The organism is Emticicia sp. 17c (assembly GCF_037153985.1).
GTDB lineage: Bacteria > Bacteroidota > Bacteroidia > Cytophagales > Spirosomataceae > Emticicia.
This window is the reverse complement of sequence record NZ_JBBAYI010000004.1, coordinates 177826-196959: the sequence shown is the minus strand read 5'-3', so window position 1 is coordinate 196959 and position 19134 is coordinate 177826. Positions and strand designations below refer to the sequence as shown.

The window sequence follows — 19134 nt, the reverse complement described above, 5'->3', positions numbered from 1 at the left end:
ATTCCCCTAATATTATACCTATTCTGTTAAAATGAAAAAAATTGCCTTATTCTTTTGCCTTTGTTCGGCTCAGGTTTTTGCCCAGAATACCCTGAAATTTGCAAATATAGGTTCGTTTAAAACCCAGTCAGGTAAAGCCATCAACCAATGTAAACTCGGCTACCGGACGTTCGGAACCTTAAATGCCGAAAAGAACAACGCCATTTTGTTCCCGACGTGGTTTGGCGGAAAAAGCCAGAATCTGGTAGGCAATGCCGGCACTATGATTGATACGACCCGATTTTATCTGATTCTGGTTGATGCCCTCGGAAATGGCGTTTCGTCATCACCTTCAAATACTGCTGCTTTTCCAGACATCACCATTCGAGATATGGTTAACGCTGAATATGCTTTAGTGACCAAGCATTTACAAATAAAACATCTACACGCGGTAATGGGCATATCCATGGGTGGTATGCAAACTTTTGAATGGCTGGTTGCTTACCCTGACTTTATGGAAAAAGCGATTCCGATTGTAGGTACCCCGAAACAGTCATACTACGATATTCTGCTCTGGAAAACCGAATGGAACATTATAGAACAAGCTGGTAAAAATACCTTAGCACGCCAGAATGCCATGCGGCAAGTAGCGGGCGTACATAACCTGAATCTGGCTACGGCTGATTTTTATTTGCGCACCGAAAAAACCGAAGAAGCGTATCAGAAATTGAAAAAAGCCGGAGACGACTACGTAAAAAACAATAATCCAGAAAACTGGATTTGTCAGATAAAAGCCATGCTCTCGCAGGATATTTACCGTACCTCGGGTAAAACATTAGCCGAAATGCCCGATTACATTAAAGCGAAGGTTTTAGTAATTGCTGCCTTGCGCGACGAAATGGTGAACCCGCAAGCGGCTATCAGCTTTTCTAAGGCATTGAATACTAATTATTTAGAACTCACAAGCGACTGCGGACACCTTGCCACGGGCTGCGAAAGTGATAAAATTAAAAAAGCCATTGCGGAGTTTTTATAAGCCATCAGAATATTATTTTAGAAATAGGAAATATTCGGCATAGGGTATTTTCACACCTGATTATTGAGAAAAAATAATTTTTCCGAACAAAAATCTCAGATTTGAAACCTTCATTTCTGAGATTTTTTATTTTCATTCCAAAAACCAACAAAAATCAAACTCATTCTTTCTATTTTACAATTTTCATACAATTAAAGGTATTTTACAAAAATGCACAAAAACAAAATATTATTTTGTCAAAATAAAAAAATATAAAATCAATAAAATATTTTCTTAAAATAATGCAATATTTTAAAATAAAAGGTGTTATATTTGCAGTGTAATACAAAATATTATTCGGAAAAAACATTATGAGTCATACACAGAAAAAATCGTTATTGAGATATTTATTACCAGCCATAGCACTGGGCGTTTTTGCTTTTTTAATGGTAGCATACGGCTCGGCTTATACGCCACCAAAAGCGCAGAAACAACGCATTGTTTGTTATAAATTCAAACAAGGCACTTCGGCAGAAGCCATTAAGAAACATCTGGATGGTTTTCAGAACCTGAAACGTGAATTACCAGAAATTGTTAATTACTCGGCAGGTAATACTATTTCGGAAAGTGGAACCACAGCAGAATATGATGTGATGCACTACCTTACTTTCAGAACCGACGAAGAGATGGAGAAATTCCGTCAGAGTGCAGAGTATCAGGCCTTTGAAAAGGCTAATAAAGATAGCTGGGAAAGAGTTTTGGTTATTAACTCAGAGATAAAGTAATTTATCCTGTTTATCAAAGAATATCAGAAAAAGCACGCTTTTGAGCGTGCTTTTTTTATGAGGGGCAATATTTGTTCTTAAAATCAAGAAGTTAGCTTTATATTTTTGTGGTTATGCTTTGCAGTTTTGAATAAAATAACTATTTTTGCACCCTCAATTGAAAATCGACCAAAAAAGAACAGACAAATTTTAATAATAAAATGGCAAATCATAAGTCGGCATTAAAGCGTATCAGAGCGAACGAGGCAAAGCGTTTGAGAAATCGTTACCAACACAAAACAACTCGTACTATTGTTAGAAAACTACGTGGTATCACTGACAAAGTAGCCGCAACAGAGTTGTTTAAATCGGCCGCTTCTATGTTGGATAAATTAGCACGTAAAAACGTTATCCACAAAAACAAAGCAGCAAACTTGAAATCTGGTTTAGCAAAACACATTAACGCACTAGCGTAATTCATGTGAGATTCAATATTTTGCTCATGGAACACCTCCGTGGGCATTTTTTGTTTAAGTATTGTCTGCCGGATGTGTGCTGTGTATTGGGTAAACTTTACAAAAATTTATGCTTAACACCATTACCTCATGGGCAGAAGAAGACCGCCCCAGAGAAAAGCTGATACTAAAAGGTAAAGCTGCGTTGTCGGACGCAGAACTGATTGCTATTCTGATTGGCTCAGGCACAAGAGAGCTTTCAGCGGTTGATTTGTCAAAGCTGATTTTGCAAAGCACAAAAAACAACCTGAACGAGTTAGCAAAGTTAAGCGTAAACGATTTAATGAAGTTTAAGGGCATCGGCGACGCCAAAGCGATTTCGATAGTAGCAGCACTTGAGCTAGGCAGGCGAAGAAAAGAAAGTGATACACTCAAGAAACCCAGAGTTACCTCCTCAGACGATGCCTATCAGGCCATTCGCCCTTATTTAATGGATTTATCGCACGAGCAATTCTGGATTTTACTCTTGAACCGTGCAAACGAAGTTATCAGACCCATGCAGATAAGCACTGGCGGTGTAGCAGGAACAGTAGCCGACCCAAAAATGATTTTCAAAAGTGCTATTGAGTATCTGGCTTCGGCCATTATTCTGGTACATAATCATCCGTCAGGGAACCTGACCCCTAGTCAGGCAGATAAAGATTTAACCAGAAAAGTTAAAGATGCTGGCAAATTACTGGATATTCCGGTACTTGACCACCTGATTTTTGGTGACAATGGCTATTTTAGTTTTGCCGACCAAGGCATTTTCTGAAACTAGTTCAACATATATAAAAACCTTTCTTTGACATTTTAATCCTATTGATATAAATGCTTACAGTTTCAAATATTTCGCTTCGTTTTGGTAAACGTACTCTTTTTGAAGAAGTAAACCTGAAATTTACCTCTGGCAACGTATATGGGCTTATAGGAGCCAATGGTGCGGGGAAATCAACTTTTGTAAAGATACTTTCAGGTGAGCTGGAACCCACCACAGGGAACGTTAGTATGGACCCGGGTGAACGGATGTCGGTTTTAAAGCAAAACCAAAATGCCTTTGACAACGAAACCGTTTTAAATACGGTTATCAGAGGTAACGAGCGTTTGTATGAAATCATACAGGAAAAAGACGCTATCTATGAAAAGCCTGATTTCTCGGAAGAAGATGGCAACCGCGCTGCCGAACTGGAATCAGAGTTTGCCGAAATGAATGGTTGGGAAGCTGACTCAGACGCAGCTTCATTGTTGTCGGGGCTAGGTATTAAAGAAGACCTTCATTATACCATGATGGCCGACATGAACCCTTCTGACAAGGTAAAGGTATTACTAGCGCAGGCTTTATTTGGTAACCCTGATATTCTTCTGCTTGATGAGCCGACCAACAACCTTGATATTGATTCGATTCTATGGCTGGAGAACTTCCTGATGAACTTCAAGAATACTGTAATTGTGGTTTCTCACGACCGCCATTTTCTTGATAACGTCTGTACCTATATTGCCGACCTTGACTTCAAGAAAATTACCTTATATGGTGGTAACTACTCATTCTGGTATGAGTCGAGCCAGTTAGCTGCCCGCCAGAAAGCCGACCAGAATAAAAAAGCAGAAGAGAAAAAGAAAGAGTTGGAAGAGTTTATCCGTCGTTTCTCTGCTAACGTGGCTAAGTCAAAACAAGCTACGGCTCGTCAGAAAATGATTGAGAAACTGAACATTGAAGAAATTCAGCCATCATCACGCCGTTATCCTTATATCGGTTTCAAACCGGAGCGTGAAGTAGGCGACCAGATATTATTGGTAGAAAACCTGAGTTATCAGTTAGAAGACGGCTCTTTCCTGTTCAAAAATCTGAATTTTCAGGTATCACGCAACGAAAAAGTTGCCTTTTTGAGCAAAGATGGCCTAGCCGTAACCGCTCTGTTTGATATTCTGATGGGTGAGAGAAAAGCCACCACCGGAACTTTCAAGTGGGGTATTACTATTACTAACAGTTATTTGCCTAATGATAACAGCAAGTATTTTTCAGACAGTGACCTTGATTTAGTTGACTGGCTACGCCAGTATTCTACCGAAAAAGACGAAACCTTTATCAGGGGTTTTCTGGGCAGAATGTTGTTTTCGGGAGAAGAAGCATTGAAAAAATGTACGGTGTTATCAGGGGGAGAAAAACAGCGTTGTATGTTCTCGAAAATGATGCTTTCAGGGGCAAATGTGTTGCTTTTCGACGAGCCAACTAACCACTTGGACCTTGAGTCGATTCAGGCACTGAATAAAGGCATGGAAGAGTTTTCGAGCAATATTCTGTTTACCTGCCATGACCACCAACTGACCCAAACAGTGGCTACACGTATTATTGAATTAACGCCAAAAGGTTGTCTGGACAAACTAATGGACTTTGACGATTACTTAACTAACGAAAAAGTAAAATCTCAAAGAGACGCCCTATATGCCTAAAAAAAAGCAGTTCAGGTCTGATGATTCACTCTGGAAAGCCATCATTGAAGATGTTTTCGATGATTTCCTGAGATTTTTCTTTCATCAGGCCGATGAACTCTTTGCCATGGAAAAAGGCTTTGAATTTCTGGATAAAGAACTGGAGCAACTTTTTCCACCTCAGGATAACAGTTTTTCGCCCAAGTATGTCGATAAACTGGTGAAAGTATTCATGAGAGATGGCAAAGAAGAATGGATTCTGGTACATATTGAAGTACAAGGCTATAAAGATAAACACTTCCCCGAGCGGATGTTTACTTACTTTTACCGCATCTTCGACAAATATAACAAGCCTGTTACGGCTTTTGCATTGTTTACTGACGACAGCTTTAAACTTCATGCCGACAGGTTTGAAACCTCCTTTCTGGGTACGAGTATCCGCTACGAATATAATACTTACAAAGTAATTGAGCAGAACGAACAAGTATTACTCAATAGTAATAACCCGTTTGCTATTATCATTCTGGTAGTGAAAACGGCCCTAAAAAGTAAAAAAACTGATGAGCTTGAATTATTTCAGCTAAAAATAGATTTAGCCAGAAGTCTTTTGCAAAAGCAGTTTTCAAAAGAAAAGATACGAGCCTTAATGAACTTTTTAAAATATTACATACGTTTTGAAAGCGAAGAAACTATTAGTAGATTTGATAAAGAAATTGAGCTTTTAACAGGTAAAAATACAACTATGGGCATAGAACAATTTTTATTAAGTCGGGCAACAGAAGCAGGTATTGAACAAGGTATCGAAAAAGGTGTTGAAAAAGGTATTGAGAAGGGAATCGAATTACAAAAACTAGCTTTTGTTAAAAATCTTTTAAATGATACGAATTTCGATACCGAAAAAATAGCTCAACTGGCTGGCGTTTCTGCTGCGGTTGTTGAGAACATAAAAAAAGAGCTAACAAAACAATAAACGCCTTTGTCTGACTTCACCGAAATATCACAGAAAGAACTGGAGGGGATACTTTCGCAGCCTGATACATTGCTGCTTGATGTGCGCGAGACATGGGAGTTTGCCGATTTTAACATAGGTGGCATTAATATTCCACCACACGAAATTACAGAAAGGCTGGAAGAATTGAAAAATTATAATGCTATAATTGTGGCTTGTTCGAATGGCACACGAAGTAGCATAGTGGCACGTCTTTTAACAAAGAAGCTACCCGATATAAAAATACTACACCTTGAGGAAGGCATTTTCTAACATTCCTCAATAAGCTGGACTATTGGCAACTTATTGAGGAATATTGACTGACTTAGAAGCCATCATAGTCTCTTTCTTTTTTTAATAACCATTTTCCAACGGCAAAAGAAAGTGCTAATAATGCTACAAAAAACAAAAGGGCTGCCCAAGTAGGATATTGATAACCGAACATATTCGTTTTAATTTTAAAGTTTCGACCCCGCAAAAATACAATAAAAACCTATATACAAAGGAGATTGCCTGCAAAAAAAACAAAAATTTAAAATAATTCTATTTTTGTTTTATAATTAAACTCCGCATCTATAATTCTGACTTCTATTTTTTGCTTTATTTCTCTTGCTATTATCTGGCGTTTTATCTACTCAATTAAAATGCGTTAATAGCCATAGATAACATTGACCCCACAACCAACCAACCCAGCATCTGTAATAACACCGGATGTTTATAATTACCCATAAGTTTAGACTGCCGGCTTACTATCAGAATAATTGCTAGCCCAATTGGTAAAATAAATCCGTTTAATGTGCTTACCCAAACCAATATACTTGCAGGTTTACCAATAAGTACAAAAACAATAGTTGAAAAAATAATAAAACCTATAATTATTGTTCGATAATATTTTTCAAAAAAAGGGTGAAAAGTACGCAGAAAAGACACAGAAGTATAAGCCGCCCCCACTACTGACGTGATAGCAGCACACCAGATTATTACCCCAAATATTTTGTAGCCAATATTACCCGCAGCACTCTGAAAAACGGAGGCCGCAGGGTTTTCTTTATCGATACTAAAACCCATCATTATCACACCCAAAGAAGCCAGAAATAATAAATAGCGCACAACCGCTGTTACTAAAATTCCTTTGGTAGCACTCTGGTTTACTTCCGGTAGCTTATCAACACCACTAATGCCGGCATCAATAAGCCTATGTACTCCGGCAAAAGTAATATACCCGCCTACTGTTCCGCCTACAAGGGTTATGGTTGCCAGTGCATCAAATTTTTGCGGAACAATGGTATGTTGCAGTGCTTCAAATATTGGTGGTTTAGCCACAAATACTACATATATAATCAGGAAAATCATCAGAAAACCCAGTATCTGAGCAAATGTATCCATTACTTTTCCTGCTTCTTTCGATAAGAATATTCCAATAGCTATGATGGCACTAATGATAGCACCTGTTTTTACGTCAAGCCCAAAAAGCACTTCAAGGCCTAACCCTGCCCCTGCTACGTTTCCTATATTAAAAGCCAGCCCACCAATCACAATTAAAAAAGCCAGTAAGTATCCAAGCCCCGGCAGGAGGTCGTTGGCTAGGTCTTGTGCGCGTTTATTGCCAACAGCCACTACACGCCAGATATTTAACTGTGTAGCTATATCAAGCAGAATAGAGAGTAAAATAACAAACCCGAAACTAGCTAGTAGTTTCTCTGTAAAAATTGTGGTTTGGGTCAGGAACCCGGGCCCTATGGCAGAGGTAGCCATTAAGAAAGCAGCTCCGGTAATAGCTCCTTTATTTTTCATGATTAGGTTACGGCTGTATATTTAGTAAATCGATTAGTTTTCTGCTTTAATTTTTTGCAAGATATGATTTTCAATCATAAAATGTAGCATTAGTTCTTGTATTCTGTGGCCTTAATTTATAAAAAAACTCCTCGCCTATTCTGTGTATAATTTTCATTCAGAATACGAGGAGTTTTTTAACGTTACAATACGGCAATCAGCCTTGACTGATTATATGCAATATAACTTATTTTGAAGCAATTTGTTTTGTGCTTATTTCTTTACAAGTTTAACAACATACCCCCCTCCGGGTGCCAGATGCACCGGAAGGACATCCTTTTTAGTAACAGTTTGGGTTGAAATACGGTAATCGGCGGCATAACGGTCGGCATTTACGCCATCCTGACAAACGGTAGCTATATAGGTGCCTGCTTCCAGAAAATCCAGCGGGACGCTCAGGTCACGTGGGGTGGCGTCGGTCATGGCTGCCACGTACCAGTTTTTGCCTTTTTTACGGGCTGTTACGATGTAATCGCTCACTTTTGCGTCTATCACACGGGTAGTGTCCCAAACGGTTGGAATACCACCCAGAAACTCCATAAATTTCGGTTCCATCCATCCTTGTGACGGATTCCCCGCAAAAAACTGGATAGGGCTTTCATAAATAACAAACATAGCCAGTTGCTGTGTTCGGGTTGTCATCGACATCACGTTTTCGGGCATCATTCTAAAACCCTGTGTAGTGGCATTGTTTAGCATACCGGGTTCATAGTCAAGCGGCCCCGCCAGCATTCTGATAAATGGCAAACGCAAATTATGCTCAGGCGTTACTTTGTTGCTCCACATATTGTACTCCGACCCTAACACGGCTTCGCGTGCTACTGCGTGCGGAAAAGTACGGTTAAAACCTGCGGGTTTAAAAGCACCATGAAACATAAGCATTAAGCGGTGTCTGGCACAGGCTTCTGCTATTTTATAGAACAGTTGCACCGCTTTCTGGTCGTCTCTGTTAATAAAATCTGTCATAATAAAATCTACGCCCCATTTATTGAATTGGTCGAGTGCAGGCTCCAGTTGTTTTTCGAGCGTCAGTGCCAATGTCCACATACTCACTTTAATACCTCTACTTCTGGCATAGCTGGTAATTTTCTCCATGTCAATGTCAGGATTTATTTTAAAGAGGTCGTTATTATCACTCCATCCGGCATCCATCATGATACGTTCAAAGCCAAACCGCTTGGCAAAATCAATATAATACAGATAGGTTGCTGTATTGATTCCGCTCTTAAAAGGCACATTAAAAATGTTAGAAGTAATAATCCATTCGTCGGTTGCTTTACCGGGTTTTACCCATGAGACATCGGCTACCCGTGAGGGCGCAGCTAGCCGATAAACGAGGTCGTTGGCGGGTAAGTCTTTATCCTGAGGTGCAATCATTAACACACGCCACGGAAAAACCCTGTTTCCTTTAGTTTTAGCAATAAAATCGGCCCTTTTAGTTACATACCTAAGCGAATATAATTCTTTCGACTCTGTTTCTTCGGCCGGATATGGAGCAAAATCGCCTCTTAGTGATTTACCAAGTGTACCAACCAGAAACATACCCGGGTAATCTTCCAAGTCTGACTCCGTAATGGCTACTTTTGGGGCTTGGTCAGGCGCAACTAACACAGGTGTAAAAAAAAGGTCTTTGCCCGAAATACTATCAAGAGGCTGAACCGTATAGAGTTCTTCAAAACTTGTATGGTATTTATCCATGTTATCTGGCGGAACTACTTTCGGGAAATACACCTGATGATTTTCGGGAAACTGAAACGCAGCCACTTCCGTTTTTACCTGTATGGGTTCGTTGAAAGTTGTGCTTATCCGATACGCTACGCCATCGTTATAAACTCTGAATATAAGCCCGAAAGAGTTGGCAAACGTAAGGGTAAGCTCCTGATATTCGTCAGGTATACGCTTTCTTTTTTCGGGTACGGGTGAAATAATTACGCTTTTGTTGCTACGTTGCGCAAATGCCGGATTCGCCAGACCATCTGATAATTTCTTGCCATCAGATAACACCATGTCAATCTCTGAGGGGGAAACCAGAAGCTGATTTTTATAATAAACGCTGTAAGTGAGCTTATCAGCAATCTTGACCGATAAACGAATAGAGTGGTCGGGAGAGGTAATGTCTTTTGTGACTTCTGCCTGCGAAAGAAATGGCCAAAGCCCAAATATTAAAGTAAATAGGTAGTATTTCATAGGGGATTTGTTTATTTTCGAATATCATGCTTCGAAAATAAACAAATCAAAAGTTATATTTTATTTCACCCTTACATATTTCTCAATATTGAGCCTTTCTATTCCTTGGCTCTCTATTTTTTCTATTCCTTTTTGAATAAGGGTATCATTTTTGATTTCGATAGTAAAAGTAAAATCATGGTCTTCCCACTCTCTGGCATTACAATATTCAAGATGCTCGGTATAAGTATTGTCTTTTAATGTATAAGTACCGGCTCCGGCTGAAAAAGCGGCTGTTGTTGAATCTTTTCCGTGATTCAAATCATGATTAATAAACGAAAAATGCGTATCATTGATAATCTTAATAAACGAAACCCCCTTTGTATAGTCAGTTACGGTGGTGTCGCCCTTTTCGATGAGTGTGCCGGTCAGTAACTTCCATGTTCCTTTTATTGGTACAGTGTTGCTGTCGGCAGTAGTGCTTTGCTTTGTACAGGCCACAATGAGCGAAACCACAAGTGTAATGGCTGTTATTTTTTTGATAGATTGCTTGAGCATTTTAAATAATAGCGATAGAGTTGTTATATAAAAACGAAAACTAGTGGTTTTAAGCCTGCCATGCAAATTTATTTGGATACAACTTTTATGCTGACACATAAAATTTTAATTCCTGCACCCTGATTATTTGCCTAGTCAGAACTAATACTTAATTTTAGGCATAAAAGTATATTTATCACTCCTGAAACATAATTTATGCAAAGCTCTACCGAACGTATCGAAATTCCTTTAAGTAAAACCAGGCTATTATTTTTACTCTTTAGTTCTATTGCTTTTGTAGGCATTGGTATCTGGTTTGCTACCAAACCTGAAATGTTTAAAAATAGCCTTATCAGTAACCGTTCGGTTGTTTTAAGCATAGGTTTGCTATCGATTGGTGTTTTCGGGTTAAGTACCTTTGTGATTTTCAAAAAACTAATCGATAAAAGCCCCGGGCTAATTATAGACAAAACAGGCATTACCGATAACTCAAATGGTATTGCTGTAAGACATATTCCGTGGGCTGACATTGAAGATTTTACCACTACCAAGATGTTTACACAGAAGTTCCTGACAGTTGTTATGAACAAGCCTCTTGAACAAAATAAAAAAGGAGAAACCACCAAGAAAGACAACGATAAAGGCTATGGATTACCCATCTCGGCGGGTAGCCTTCAATATAATTTTAACGAACTGGAAACCCTACTCAAACAACAATTAAAGAAGTATAAGACGGTATCAAAGTAATTATACCACTCTGCTAGTTTTTAATACTGGTTTAAAAATATCATTGCTATTTACGCAAAAGCCTGAGTAAGAATTTTCGACTTGCTCAGGCTTTGTGTTTAGGGGTGGGCATTCGCCAAAAATATCATCTACTGTATCGAATATGGAAATAAGTACCCTGCTGTTGGCCGGTATCAGTGTTTCTTTAAGCCTTTCTAACTCTGGAATAACACACAGCTAAAAAATACCTCTGCTGTATATAGCTTACTGTGCTCTCTGATTCCTGAAATATGACAATAATCTCATTTTAATTTCCTATTTTTGGGTAAATAAACAATACCTTACCTATGATAACTAACCGCCGCAAATTTTTAAAGAATTTAAGTAAAACTACTATCGGGGCCGCTGCTATAACGGCTACCCCTTTAACCGAAACTCAGGCCACTACCTCCGAAAAGAATGCCGCTAATGTAGTTAATGTTGGGCTTATTGGTGTACATGGCATGGGTTGGGCAGACCTACACTCGTTCCTAAAAAATGCTGATACCAGATGTGTAGCTTTATGTGATGTAGACGCCGACTTGCTGGCTCAAAGAGCTGCCGAAATAGAAAAGAAATTCGGCTATAAACCACAAACGTTTAACGACCATAGGGAATTGCTCAAGGTGAAAGACCTGCACGCTGTAATGATAGGAACACCCGACCACTGGCATTGTATTCAGCTTTGTGATGCCTGTGCCGCCGGAAAAGATGTATATGTTGAAAAACCTATTTCGTTGAATGTGGAAGAAGCCGACCTGATGGTGAAAATGGTCAGAAAACATAACAGAGTAGTACAGGTTGGCCAATGGCAACGCAGCGACAGGCACTGGAAAGATGCCCTGAAAGAATTAAGCTCGGGGTCGATTGGTAAAATAAGACAAGTAAAAGCATGGGCTGATGTAAATTACGGCCGTGGCTTTGATATAGTGCCGGATTCGGAAGTACCGAAAGGCGTAGATTATGACCGCTGGCTAGGCCCTGCCCCTAAACGCCCCTTTAATAAAAACCGATTTCATGGCTCTTTCCGTTATTTCTGGGATTACGCTGGTGGCCTAATGACCGACTGGGGCGTACACATGCTTGATATGGTACTGGCTGGCATGAATGCCCAATCGCCCAAATCGGTGATGGCTATTGGTGGCAAACTGGCTTTCCCGAATGATGCCGCCGAAACACCCGATACCCTTACAACTGTTTATGACTTTGGTAGTTTCAGTCTGGTCTGGGAACAGTTTATGGGCATGGGGACATCGCCGTATCTGGACGATGTCAGTGAACCCGGCGTAGCCTTTATAGGTGAGAAAGGTATATTAGCTATTAACAGGGTGCATTGGAAAATACTACCGCTTGAAGATAACGGCAAATATATGGTTACACCTATGCCCGCCCGCCGAAGCTGGGACTCTGGACTGGATGCTCATACCAGAAACTGGCTCGAGTGTATCAGAGACCGGAAAGACCCTAATTGCACCATTGAAATGGGCCGCGATACGGCCGTAGTGGCTCAACTAGGGAATATTGCTTACCGCACAGGCCGAAAACTGGAATGGGATGCCGACAAACGCCAGTTTAAAAATGATACCGAAGGTAATAAATTATTAAAAGCCACTTACCGCACACCGTGGGAGTTGCCCAAAGCCTAAACTTCGTTCTTATTAAAAAGGCACAACCAATACAAGTGAGTTGTGCCTTAACATTGTATTACTAGGCTTTTCCGGTAAGAATCTGCCCCTAGTACATTATATGTATAGTATAACTATTTATTAACTAAGTACAAATTTAACAAGTCGGTTTTGTAATAAATCAGGACAATTTCTTAATTGTATGGCACTATTTACACAAGACAAATATTTAATTATCAGTGGGTTATGTGTATAGGCATAAAAAAAGTAGAGACGCCACGCCTCTACTCGTTTTTATGGGTACCAGTCACAAAGCCAAAATACTTCGTCAGGCTCTTATATCTTTTTTATCAGGCTCATATCCTTGCCAGAAATTCAGCCATATTACCCCCTTGATGAAAATGAACTCCTGCTGAGTTCTTGACGTGTTCTTCCAGCCTGCGGATGTCCACATTCATTTTGATATTTGCATCACAACTATTCAGTTGCTCAATAGTATAAACAGGTATATGCTTGGGTATCATGGCATTGCAGAGTATCTTTCAAATTTAAAATATTTTTGATAATAGGTTACTGAAATTTATCTGATTATCGACAAATTTTAGAGCATTTATACACTCAAAAACTACTTGGCTACTACTGAAACTGAAAGCATCTGGTTAATACAGGTTTTTACAAACGGTATCGTCGTTTTGTGTAACAGTCAAAAAGATAATTGAATTTGGTATGAAAGACAAAATCCATAGTTGAGTTCTGAATGCGAATAATTTTAATACATCGTTTGAAATGAAATAAAAAAAAACATAATTTTGATAAATTATATGCTATATATGTAGTGCCTGTCATTTTAGTAAATATACACATATAAGCGTTGCTATATTTACACACAAGTCTTATTCACCCTTGCAAACCGAAGCATTTACCTAGCAACAAAGTCTTAGCAACTTTATACTAAAAAAACGATGCCGAAAATTACAGTCTTTCTTATTGATGACGATTTAGATGACCAGGAAATTTTTTCGTTTATTATGGCCGATGTTTTCGCACAGGCAGACTGCGTATTTGCTAACGATGGGTTATATGCTTTAGAAAAAATACAAGATACAAATTTCTCTCCTCATATTATTTTTCTTGACATTAATATGCCTCGTATGAATGGCATACTTTTTTTACAGGAACTAAAGAAAATAAAAAGGCTGAAAAATGTACCCATTTATATGTATTCGACCTCGAACGAAGGCTCGGTGGTAGAAGAATGCAAAAAGCTGGGTGCCTCGGGGTTTGTCAAAAAACACATCAATACTGATGTTGCCAAGCAGGAGTTTCAGCATATTATAGCTAACCTTAAACTATAAAATAATGGGTACGGCCGAAAAAAAAGTTCATGGGTTTCTTGCCGGAGGCGGAGAAATGGGGCAGCGTATACGCCAGTTTGACTGGAGCCAGACCTCATTAGGTGACCCCGAATACTGGCCAGAAGGTTTAAAAACCTGTGTGCGTATTATGCTCAGTTCGCAGCAACCTATCTGGATTGGCTGGGGGAAAGAACTTATAAAATTATATAACGATGCGTATATAGACATCGTGCGGGGTAAACACCCCGTAGCTTTAGGGCAACCGGCTTCGGTAGTCTGGAAAGACATCTGGAAAGACATTGCCCCTATGCTTTCAAAAGCTATGGAAAAAGACGAAGGTACTTATGTGGAATCTCAGTTGCTGATTATGCACCGAAGCGGCTTCCCTGAAGAGACCTACTACACTTTTTCTTATACACCTGTGCTGGGCGACGACGATAAACCCGCAGGAATCATTTGTTATAATACGACCGATACCGAACGTATCATTAACGAACGTTCTTTAAAAACTCTGCAACAACTCGATAGCCTTGTTCAGAAAAAAACCGAAAAGGAAGTTTACTTACAGGCAGCCAAAGCTCTTGAGTTTAATAACTGGGATTTCCCGTTTGCGCTTATTTATAAAGTGACCGACGATGGCCGGACAGCCGAATTATTAGCAAAGGCGGGTTTTAGTGACGAGCCATCAGAAGTGCCGTCAGTAATTGATATATCGAACCCGAACACCCACACTGAAAACTTTTGCAAGGCCGTAGAAGAAAACAGAATTGTGGAGTCGGAAAACAACGGCCGCTGGCAAGATTTACCCAAAGGAGCTTGGGACATTATGCCTCACCATTATATTCATGTGCCTATTCGAGGGGCCAATAAAAAATTTCCGTTGGCGATTCTGAGCATGGGGCTAAACCCCTACCGACAATTTGATGATGTTTACAAGAATTTTATTCAACTAACCGGCGACCAAATTTCGCTCGGAGTTAATAATGCCCTTGCTTACGAAGAAGAACGCAAACGAGCGCAAGCACTCGAAGAACTCGACAAAGCCAAAACACTGTTCTTCTCGAATATAAGCCATGAGTTTCGTACCCCTATTACGCTTATGCTGGGGCCGCTTGAAGAATTACTGAGCAAGTCGGCACTACGTCTGGATGAACACGAACGGAAGCACCTTGAAGTAACCCACCGCAACGCCCTGCGCTTACTGAAACTGGTTAATACTTTACTTGATTTCAGCCGTATTGAAAGTGGCAGGCATCAGGCGCATTTTGCTCCTACCGATTTAACAGCTTATACCCGCAACCTGACATCCAATTTCAGTACGGTCATGGAAAAAGCAGGCTTGCAGCTAAATATCCTGATAGAGCCTGTTGCACAGCCTGTATATGTTGACAAACAAATGTGGGAAAAAATTGTCTTTAACCTATTATCGAATGCCTTTAAATATACTTTGCAGGGTACAGTTACGGTCTGCCTGAATGCCGACACAAACAAGGTTGTATTAAGCGTTGAAGATACTGGCGTGGGTATACCTGTGCATGAGCTTCCGCACATGTTTGACCGCTTCCATCGGGTTCAGAATACCGCCGGCCGTACCTACGAAGGCACAGGCATTGGGTTGTCGTTGGTGAAAGAACTAGTGCAGCTACACAAGGGAGACATCAATGTTGAAAGCACCGAAGGCGTAGGAAGCAAGTTTACGGTAAGTATTCCGTTAGGCAAAACCCACCTGCCGCCCGAAAACATAGAGGATAATCCGGCTCTGGAAGAAATTATTTCGAGTGTTTATATCGATGAGGCTTCGTCATTCCTGAAACCTGATAAAGTATCTTATAATGCCCAGAATAATACATTTGACCCAACGCTCGAGACCATATTAATAGTGGATGATAACGACGATATGCGCAACCACGTTGAGTCAATTATAAAAGCCCGATACAATACGCTTACGGCCGCTAATGGGCTGGAAGCCCTGAAGATAATAAAGCAACACTCCCCTGCCCTGATTCTGAGCGATATTATGATGCCCGTCATGGATGGCATAGAGTTACTGAAAGCAGTAAAAGACAACACTGCCACAGCCCAGACTCCGGTCATATTAATTACCGCCCGTGCCGGTGAGGAGTCGAGAATTGAAGGCTACGAAACCGGAGCCGACGATTACATGACCAAACCTTTTTCGGCCAATGAATTATTGTCGAGAGTGAAATCTCAGTTAAAAATTGCCTCTGCACGCAAAGAAATAGAACAACGCCTGAGAGGTTTTCTGATGCAAGCACCTGCGGCTATTGCTATTCTTGAAGGTCCTGAGCATATTTTTAGCCTTACAAACGCACGTTTTCAGGAGTTAATCAGCCGTAACCAGACCGACCTTCTGGGCAAAACCCTGCATGAGGCTTTTCCTGAATTAAACGGACAAGGCATTTACGAAATCTTCACACACGTTTATCAAAACGGCGAGCCATTTATAGCTCATGAGTTTTCGGCTTCTTTTCTGGAAAACGGCAAGAAACGCTCTGGCTACTGGGATTTCGTAGTTTATCCGATACAAAATAACGATGGATTTATTAACGAATTAATGGTGCATGTAGTTGAGGTTACACAACAGATAGAAGCCCGCAAGAAAATTGAAGCCAACGAGCGGGAATTCCGTAATGTGCTTATGCAGGCTCCGAGTATATTCATGTTGCTGAAAGGCCCCGACATGGTTATTAATTTCGTAAACGACCCCCTCCTGATTTCATGGGGTAAAACAAGAGATATTGTTGGCAAGAAACTGATTGATGTACTGCCTGAGCTAGAAGGGCAGCCTTTTCCGAAATTATTACAACAGGTGTATGAAACCGGAAAAACACATTACGGTAACGAAGAAAGAGCCAGCATTGTGAAAGATGGCACACCACATGATATTTACTATAATTATGTTTACCAACCTTCTTATGACATCGACAATACTATTTCGGGTATTACGGTCATGGCTACTGATATTACAGAGCAGGTGGTAAGTCGTAAAAAAATTGAAGAAAGTGAGGTGCAGTTCCGCCGGCTTGCCGAAACTTTACCACAACTGGTCTGGATGACCGACGCAAAGGGGAATCAGCAGTATGCGTCCAAACGTTGGGTCGAGTACACGGGTTTTATTCCTTCGCCCGACAACTGGCCGAAACAAGTACACCCCGACGACTTTGAACGGATGGAGAAGGCATGGCTACATAGCCTGAAAACGCATGAAATTTATAAAATCGAACTTCGGCTAAGACATAAGTCGGGCGAGTATCGCTGGCATTATGGGCATGGAGAACCTATTCGGAACGAACAGGGAGAAATTATCAACTGGATTGGCAATTTCATGGATATTCATGAGCAAAAGTTATTTACTGAAAAACTCGAGATTCTGGTAGAAAAACGTACCGCCGAGTTGCTTGAGAAAAATACTGCTCTCGAAAACTCTGAATCTTTTCTGTTACAATTAATTGACTCGTCGGTTGAATTTATTGTGGTAGTTGATAAAAACCTGAATTTTATTAATGCCAACAAAAAATTTGAAAAAGAAATTAACATGAGTAGAGCCGAACTCTACGGTAAGCATTTCTTTGACATTCAACCTAAAGCCAGAAATACCCCACAACATGAGGCTATGCTGGCTGCGCTTACAGGCGAAGTGGTGCATTTTGACAAAGCACAAGCCCTCATAAGAGACGATTTCTATGTAGATACCTATTTTATTCCGCTAATAATTCAGAATCAGGTAGAGGGCGTTATGATTATGTCGAGAGATGTAAGCGATATTGTACGCTCCGAGATTATGCTGGAAGAAAAAAACAAAGCACTAGAAGACTCGAACAAAGAACTTGAATCGTTTAACTATATTGCCAGCCATGACCTTCAGGAGCCGCTCAGAAAAATACGGACGTTTATACATCTCATTGAAAAAAGTGGGCTGAACAGCGAAAACGCTCAGAAATATTTCGAGAAAATTAACTCATCGGCACAACGAATGAGCGATTTAATTCAATCGGTACTGACATACAGCCGCTTATCAAAAACCGGAGAAGATTTTACCGAAACAGACCTGAACAAGATTCTGACAGATGTAAAAACTGATTTTGAGTTATTGATTAAAGAGAAAAACGCCCATATCAAGAGTAATCATCTGCCCAAAATCAAGGCGAATGCGTTACAGATAAATCAGTTATTTTCAAATCTGATTAGTAATTCTCTAAAATTCTCGGTAGAAAAACCCCTAATCACAATTAATTCAAAACTGGTAAAAGGCAAAACAGTAAGTGCATTGGCACCCCCTAAACAAAGTTTTGTATATTTAACTTTTAAAGATAATGGCATTGGGTTTCCTGAAGAGTTTAAAGAAAAAATCTTTCATCTTTTCCAGCGTTTACATGGTAAATCAGAGTATTCAGGTACGGGTATCGGCCTGAGTATTGTTAAAAAAATTGTTGAACAGCACAAAGGTTTCATCACGGCCGAGTCACACGCTGGCGATGGGGCTACTTTTCATATATGGCTACCTGTTGGCGACTAAAATTTACAAAAACCTATACACTTTAACATTTTAATACATGCAGAAACTTAGTTATTATATATGCCTTGCTGTGCTATATAGTTTTTCAGGTTGTCAGAATAGTTCAGAAACGAATAATCCGGCTAATGAAATAGCCATAGTTGAAGAGGCTGCGAATAGTGTCTCTTTTGGCAGCAGGTCGCATGATAGTGTGGAGGATTTATATGACGAGATACTGAAAAGAGATAAAAATCTGGTAGACCTAGAGAGTACTACTAACAAACTTTTAGATGAAAACAGAGATACCGAAAAGATTTTTGAAAAGTATAATTTTAAAAGTGAAAATTATTATCTGGCAGCACAAAAGCACGTAGATGCCATCAAAGACTCTCTTGTCAGGCAGAAATACGAGAATTTGATTATGAAAAGTAGTATGACATACAAACACAAAATCAAAGACTTAACAGATATTATTGATAGTAATCAGTTAAAGGTTTTAAGTATTAATGATTTACGAATTATTCTGAAACTAACAACAACATTAGCAGCCATTGAACAATATCAGGATAAAGCCAAGCCTGATAAAAAAATATTCGATAGCATGAATAAAAAATTAAGCATTAAAGAAGCAGAAATTCAGCAAAAGATACTCAAATAACCCTATACA

16 protein-coding genes are annotated in these 19134 nt (G+C 39.8%); 12 read left to right on the top strand and 4 right to left on the bottom strand.

What is annotated here, in order from left to right:
• Positions 1-31 precede the first annotated feature (31 nt).
• The 7 genes from WAA15_RS10600 (at position 32) to WAA15_RS10570 (ending at position 5943) form a co-directional block, all read left to right on the top strand.
• The gene (locus WAA15_RS10600) at positions 32-1015 is read left to right on the top strand and encodes an alpha/beta fold hydrolase (RefSeq protein ID WP_337042715.1); all 984 of its coding nucleotides are present in this window, start codon (positions 32-34) and stop codon (positions 1013-1015) included.
• 350 nt (positions 1016-1365) lie between these two features.
• The gene (locus WAA15_RS10595; RefSeq protein ID WP_337042714.1) at positions 1366-1779 is read left to right on the top strand and encodes a Dabb family protein; all 414 of its coding nucleotides are present in this window, start codon (positions 1366-1368) and stop codon (positions 1777-1779) included.
• Positions 1780-1979: 200 nt separating this feature from the next.
• The gene (gene rpsT / locus WAA15_RS10590) at positions 1980-2234 is read left to right on the top strand and encodes a 30S ribosomal protein S20 (protein WP_337042713.1); all 255 of its coding nucleotides are present in this window, start codon (positions 1980-1982) and stop codon (positions 2232-2234) included.
• Positions 2235-2343: 109 nt separating this feature from the next.
• On the top strand, positions 2344-3027 hold the full coding sequence (gene radC / locus WAA15_RS10585) for a RadC family protein (protein WP_337042712.1): 684 nt from the start codon (positions 2344-2346) through the stop codon (positions 3025-3027).
• 56 nt (positions 3028-3083) lie between these two features.
• Positions 3084-4703 carry an ABC-F family ATP-binding cassette domain-containing protein gene (locus WAA15_RS10580; protein WP_337042711.1) on the top strand — a complete coding sequence of 540 codons (1620 nt, stop codon included), beginning with the start codon at positions 3084-3086 and terminating at the stop codon, positions 4701-4703.
• The gene (locus tag WAA15_RS10575) at positions 4696-5652 is read left to right on the top strand and encodes a hypothetical protein (RefSeq protein WP_337042710.1); all 957 of its coding nucleotides are present in this window, start codon (positions 4696-4698) and stop codon (positions 5650-5652) included. The genes WAA15_RS10580 and WAA15_RS10575 overlap by 8 nt, the downstream gene beginning before the upstream one ends.
• A gap of 6 nt (positions 5653-5658) precedes the next feature.
• Positions 5659-5943, top strand: a complete 285-nt coding sequence (locus tag WAA15_RS10570; RefSeq protein WP_337042709.1) for a rhodanese-like domain-containing protein — start codon at positions 5659-5661, stop codon at positions 5941-5943.
• Between the two features lie 366 nt (positions 5944-6309).
• Here the strand turns inward: WAA15_RS10570 and WAA15_RS10565 are convergent, their stop codons facing one another.
• The 3 genes from WAA15_RS10565 to WAA15_RS10555 form a co-directional block, all read right to left on the bottom strand.
• Entirely contained in the window at positions 6310-7464 is a 1155-nt protein-coding gene (locus WAA15_RS10565) for an NRAMP family divalent metal transporter (protein ID WP_337042708.1), read from the bottom strand.
• A gap of 252 nt (positions 7465-7716) precedes the next feature.
• A complete protein-coding gene (locus tag WAA15_RS10560) occupies positions 7717-9690 on the bottom strand; it encodes a glycoside hydrolase family 97 protein (protein WP_337042707.1) in 1974 nt (657 codons plus the stop codon).
• 60 nt (positions 9691-9750) lie between these two features.
• Positions 9751-10227, bottom strand: coding sequence for a hypothetical protein (locus tag WAA15_RS10555; protein ID WP_337042706.1), 477 nt, complete (start codon positions 10225-10227; stop codon positions 9751-9753).
• 195 nt (positions 10228-10422) lie between these two features.
• Between WAA15_RS10555 and WAA15_RS10550 the strand changes: the two genes are divergently transcribed.
• Both WAA15_RS10550 and WAA15_RS10545 read left to right on the top strand, forming a co-directional pair.
• A complete protein-coding gene (locus tag WAA15_RS10550) occupies positions 10423-10953 on the top strand; it encodes an STM3941 family protein (RefSeq protein ID WP_337042705.1) in 531 nt (176 codons plus the stop codon).
• A gap of 326 nt (positions 10954-11279) precedes the next feature.
• Positions 11280-12617, top strand: coding sequence for a Gfo/Idh/MocA family protein (locus WAA15_RS10545; protein WP_337042704.1), 1338 nt, complete (start codon positions 11280-11282; stop codon positions 12615-12617).
• 335 nt (positions 12618-12952) lie between these two features.
• Here WAA15_RS10545 and WAA15_RS10540 read toward each other — a convergent pair whose 3' ends face one another.
• A complete protein-coding gene (locus tag WAA15_RS10540) occupies positions 12953-13120 on the bottom strand; it encodes a hypothetical protein (protein ID WP_337042703.1) in 168 nt (55 codons plus the stop codon).
• A 438-nt stretch (positions 13121-13558) separates the two neighbouring features.
• On the opposite strand from WAA15_RS10540, the gene WAA15_RS10535 reads away from it, so the two are divergent.
• Genes WAA15_RS10535 through WAA15_RS10525 form a run of 3 tightly spaced genes read left to right on the top strand, consistent with a single transcriptional unit; the run spans position 13559 to position 19125 of the window.
• Positions 13559-13951, top strand: a complete 393-nt coding sequence (locus tag WAA15_RS10535; RefSeq protein WP_337042702.1) for a response regulator — start codon at positions 13559-13561, stop codon at positions 13949-13951.
• Positions 13952-13955: 4 nt separating this feature from the next.
• The gene (locus WAA15_RS10530) at positions 13956-18488 is read left to right on the top strand and encodes an ATP-binding protein (protein ID WP_337042701.1); all 4533 of its coding nucleotides are present in this window, start codon (positions 13956-13958) and stop codon (positions 18486-18488) included.
• Positions 18489-18525: 37 nt separating this feature from the next.
• Complete coding sequence (locus tag WAA15_RS10525) at positions 18526-19125, top strand: hypothetical protein (RefSeq protein ID WP_337042700.1); 600 nt, start codon at positions 18526-18528, stop codon at positions 19123-19125.
• Positions 19126-19134 lie beyond the last annotated feature (9 nt).

Bases quoted from the DNA above. Each gene is read 5' to 3' on its own strand.
- WAA15_RS10600 (WP_337042715.1), top strand. From the start codon at position 32: ATGAAAAAAATTGCCTTATTCTTTTGCCTTTGTTCGGCTCAGGTTTTT.
- WAA15_RS10595 (WP_337042714.1), top strand. From the start codon at position 1,366: ATGAGTCATACACAGAAAAAATCGTTATTGAGATATTTATTACCAGCC.
- rpsT (WP_337042713.1), top strand. From the start codon at position 1,980: ATGGCAAATCATAAGTCGGCATTAAAGCGTATCAGAGCGAACGAGGCA.
- radC (WP_337042712.1), top strand. From the start codon at position 2,344: ATGCTTAACACCATTACCTCATGGGCAGAAGAAGACCGCCCCAGAGAA.
- WAA15_RS10580 (WP_337042711.1), top strand. From the start codon at position 3,084: ATGCTTACAGTTTCAAATATTTCGCTTCGTTTTGGTAAACGTACTCTT.
- WAA15_RS10575 (WP_337042710.1), top strand. From the start codon at position 4,696: ATGCCTAAAAAAAAGCAGTTCAGGTCTGATGATTCACTCTGGAAAGCC.
- WAA15_RS10565 (WP_337042708.1), bottom strand. From the start codon at position 7,464: ATGAAAAATAAAGGAGCTATTACCGGAGCTGCTTTCTTAATGGCTACC.
- WAA15_RS10560 (WP_337042707.1), bottom strand. From the start codon at position 9,690: ATGAAATACTACCTATTTACTTTAATATTTGGGCTTTGGCCATTTCTT.
- WAA15_RS10555 (WP_337042706.1), bottom strand. From the start codon at position 10,227: ATGCTCAAGCAATCTATCAAAAAAATAACAGCCATTACACTTGTGGTT.
- WAA15_RS10550 (WP_337042705.1), top strand. From the start codon at position 10,423: ATGCAAAGCTCTACCGAACGTATCGAAATTCCTTTAAGTAAAACCAGG.
- WAA15_RS10545 (WP_337042704.1), top strand. From the start codon at position 11,280: ATGATAACTAACCGCCGCAAATTTTTAAAGAATTTAAGTAAAACTACT.
- WAA15_RS10540 (WP_337042703.1), bottom strand. From the start codon at position 13,120: ATGATACCCAAGCATATACCTGTTTATACTATTGAGCAACTGAATAGT.
- WAA15_RS10535 (WP_337042702.1), top strand. From the start codon at position 13,559: ATGCCGAAAATTACAGTCTTTCTTATTGATGACGATTTAGATGACCAG.
- WAA15_RS10530 (WP_337042701.1), top strand. From the start codon at position 13,956: ATGGGTACGGCCGAAAAAAAAGTTCATGGGTTTCTTGCCGGAGGCGGA.
- WAA15_RS10525 (WP_337042700.1), top strand. From the start codon at position 18,526: ATGCAGAAACTTAGTTATTATATATGCCTTGCTGTGCTATATAGTTTT.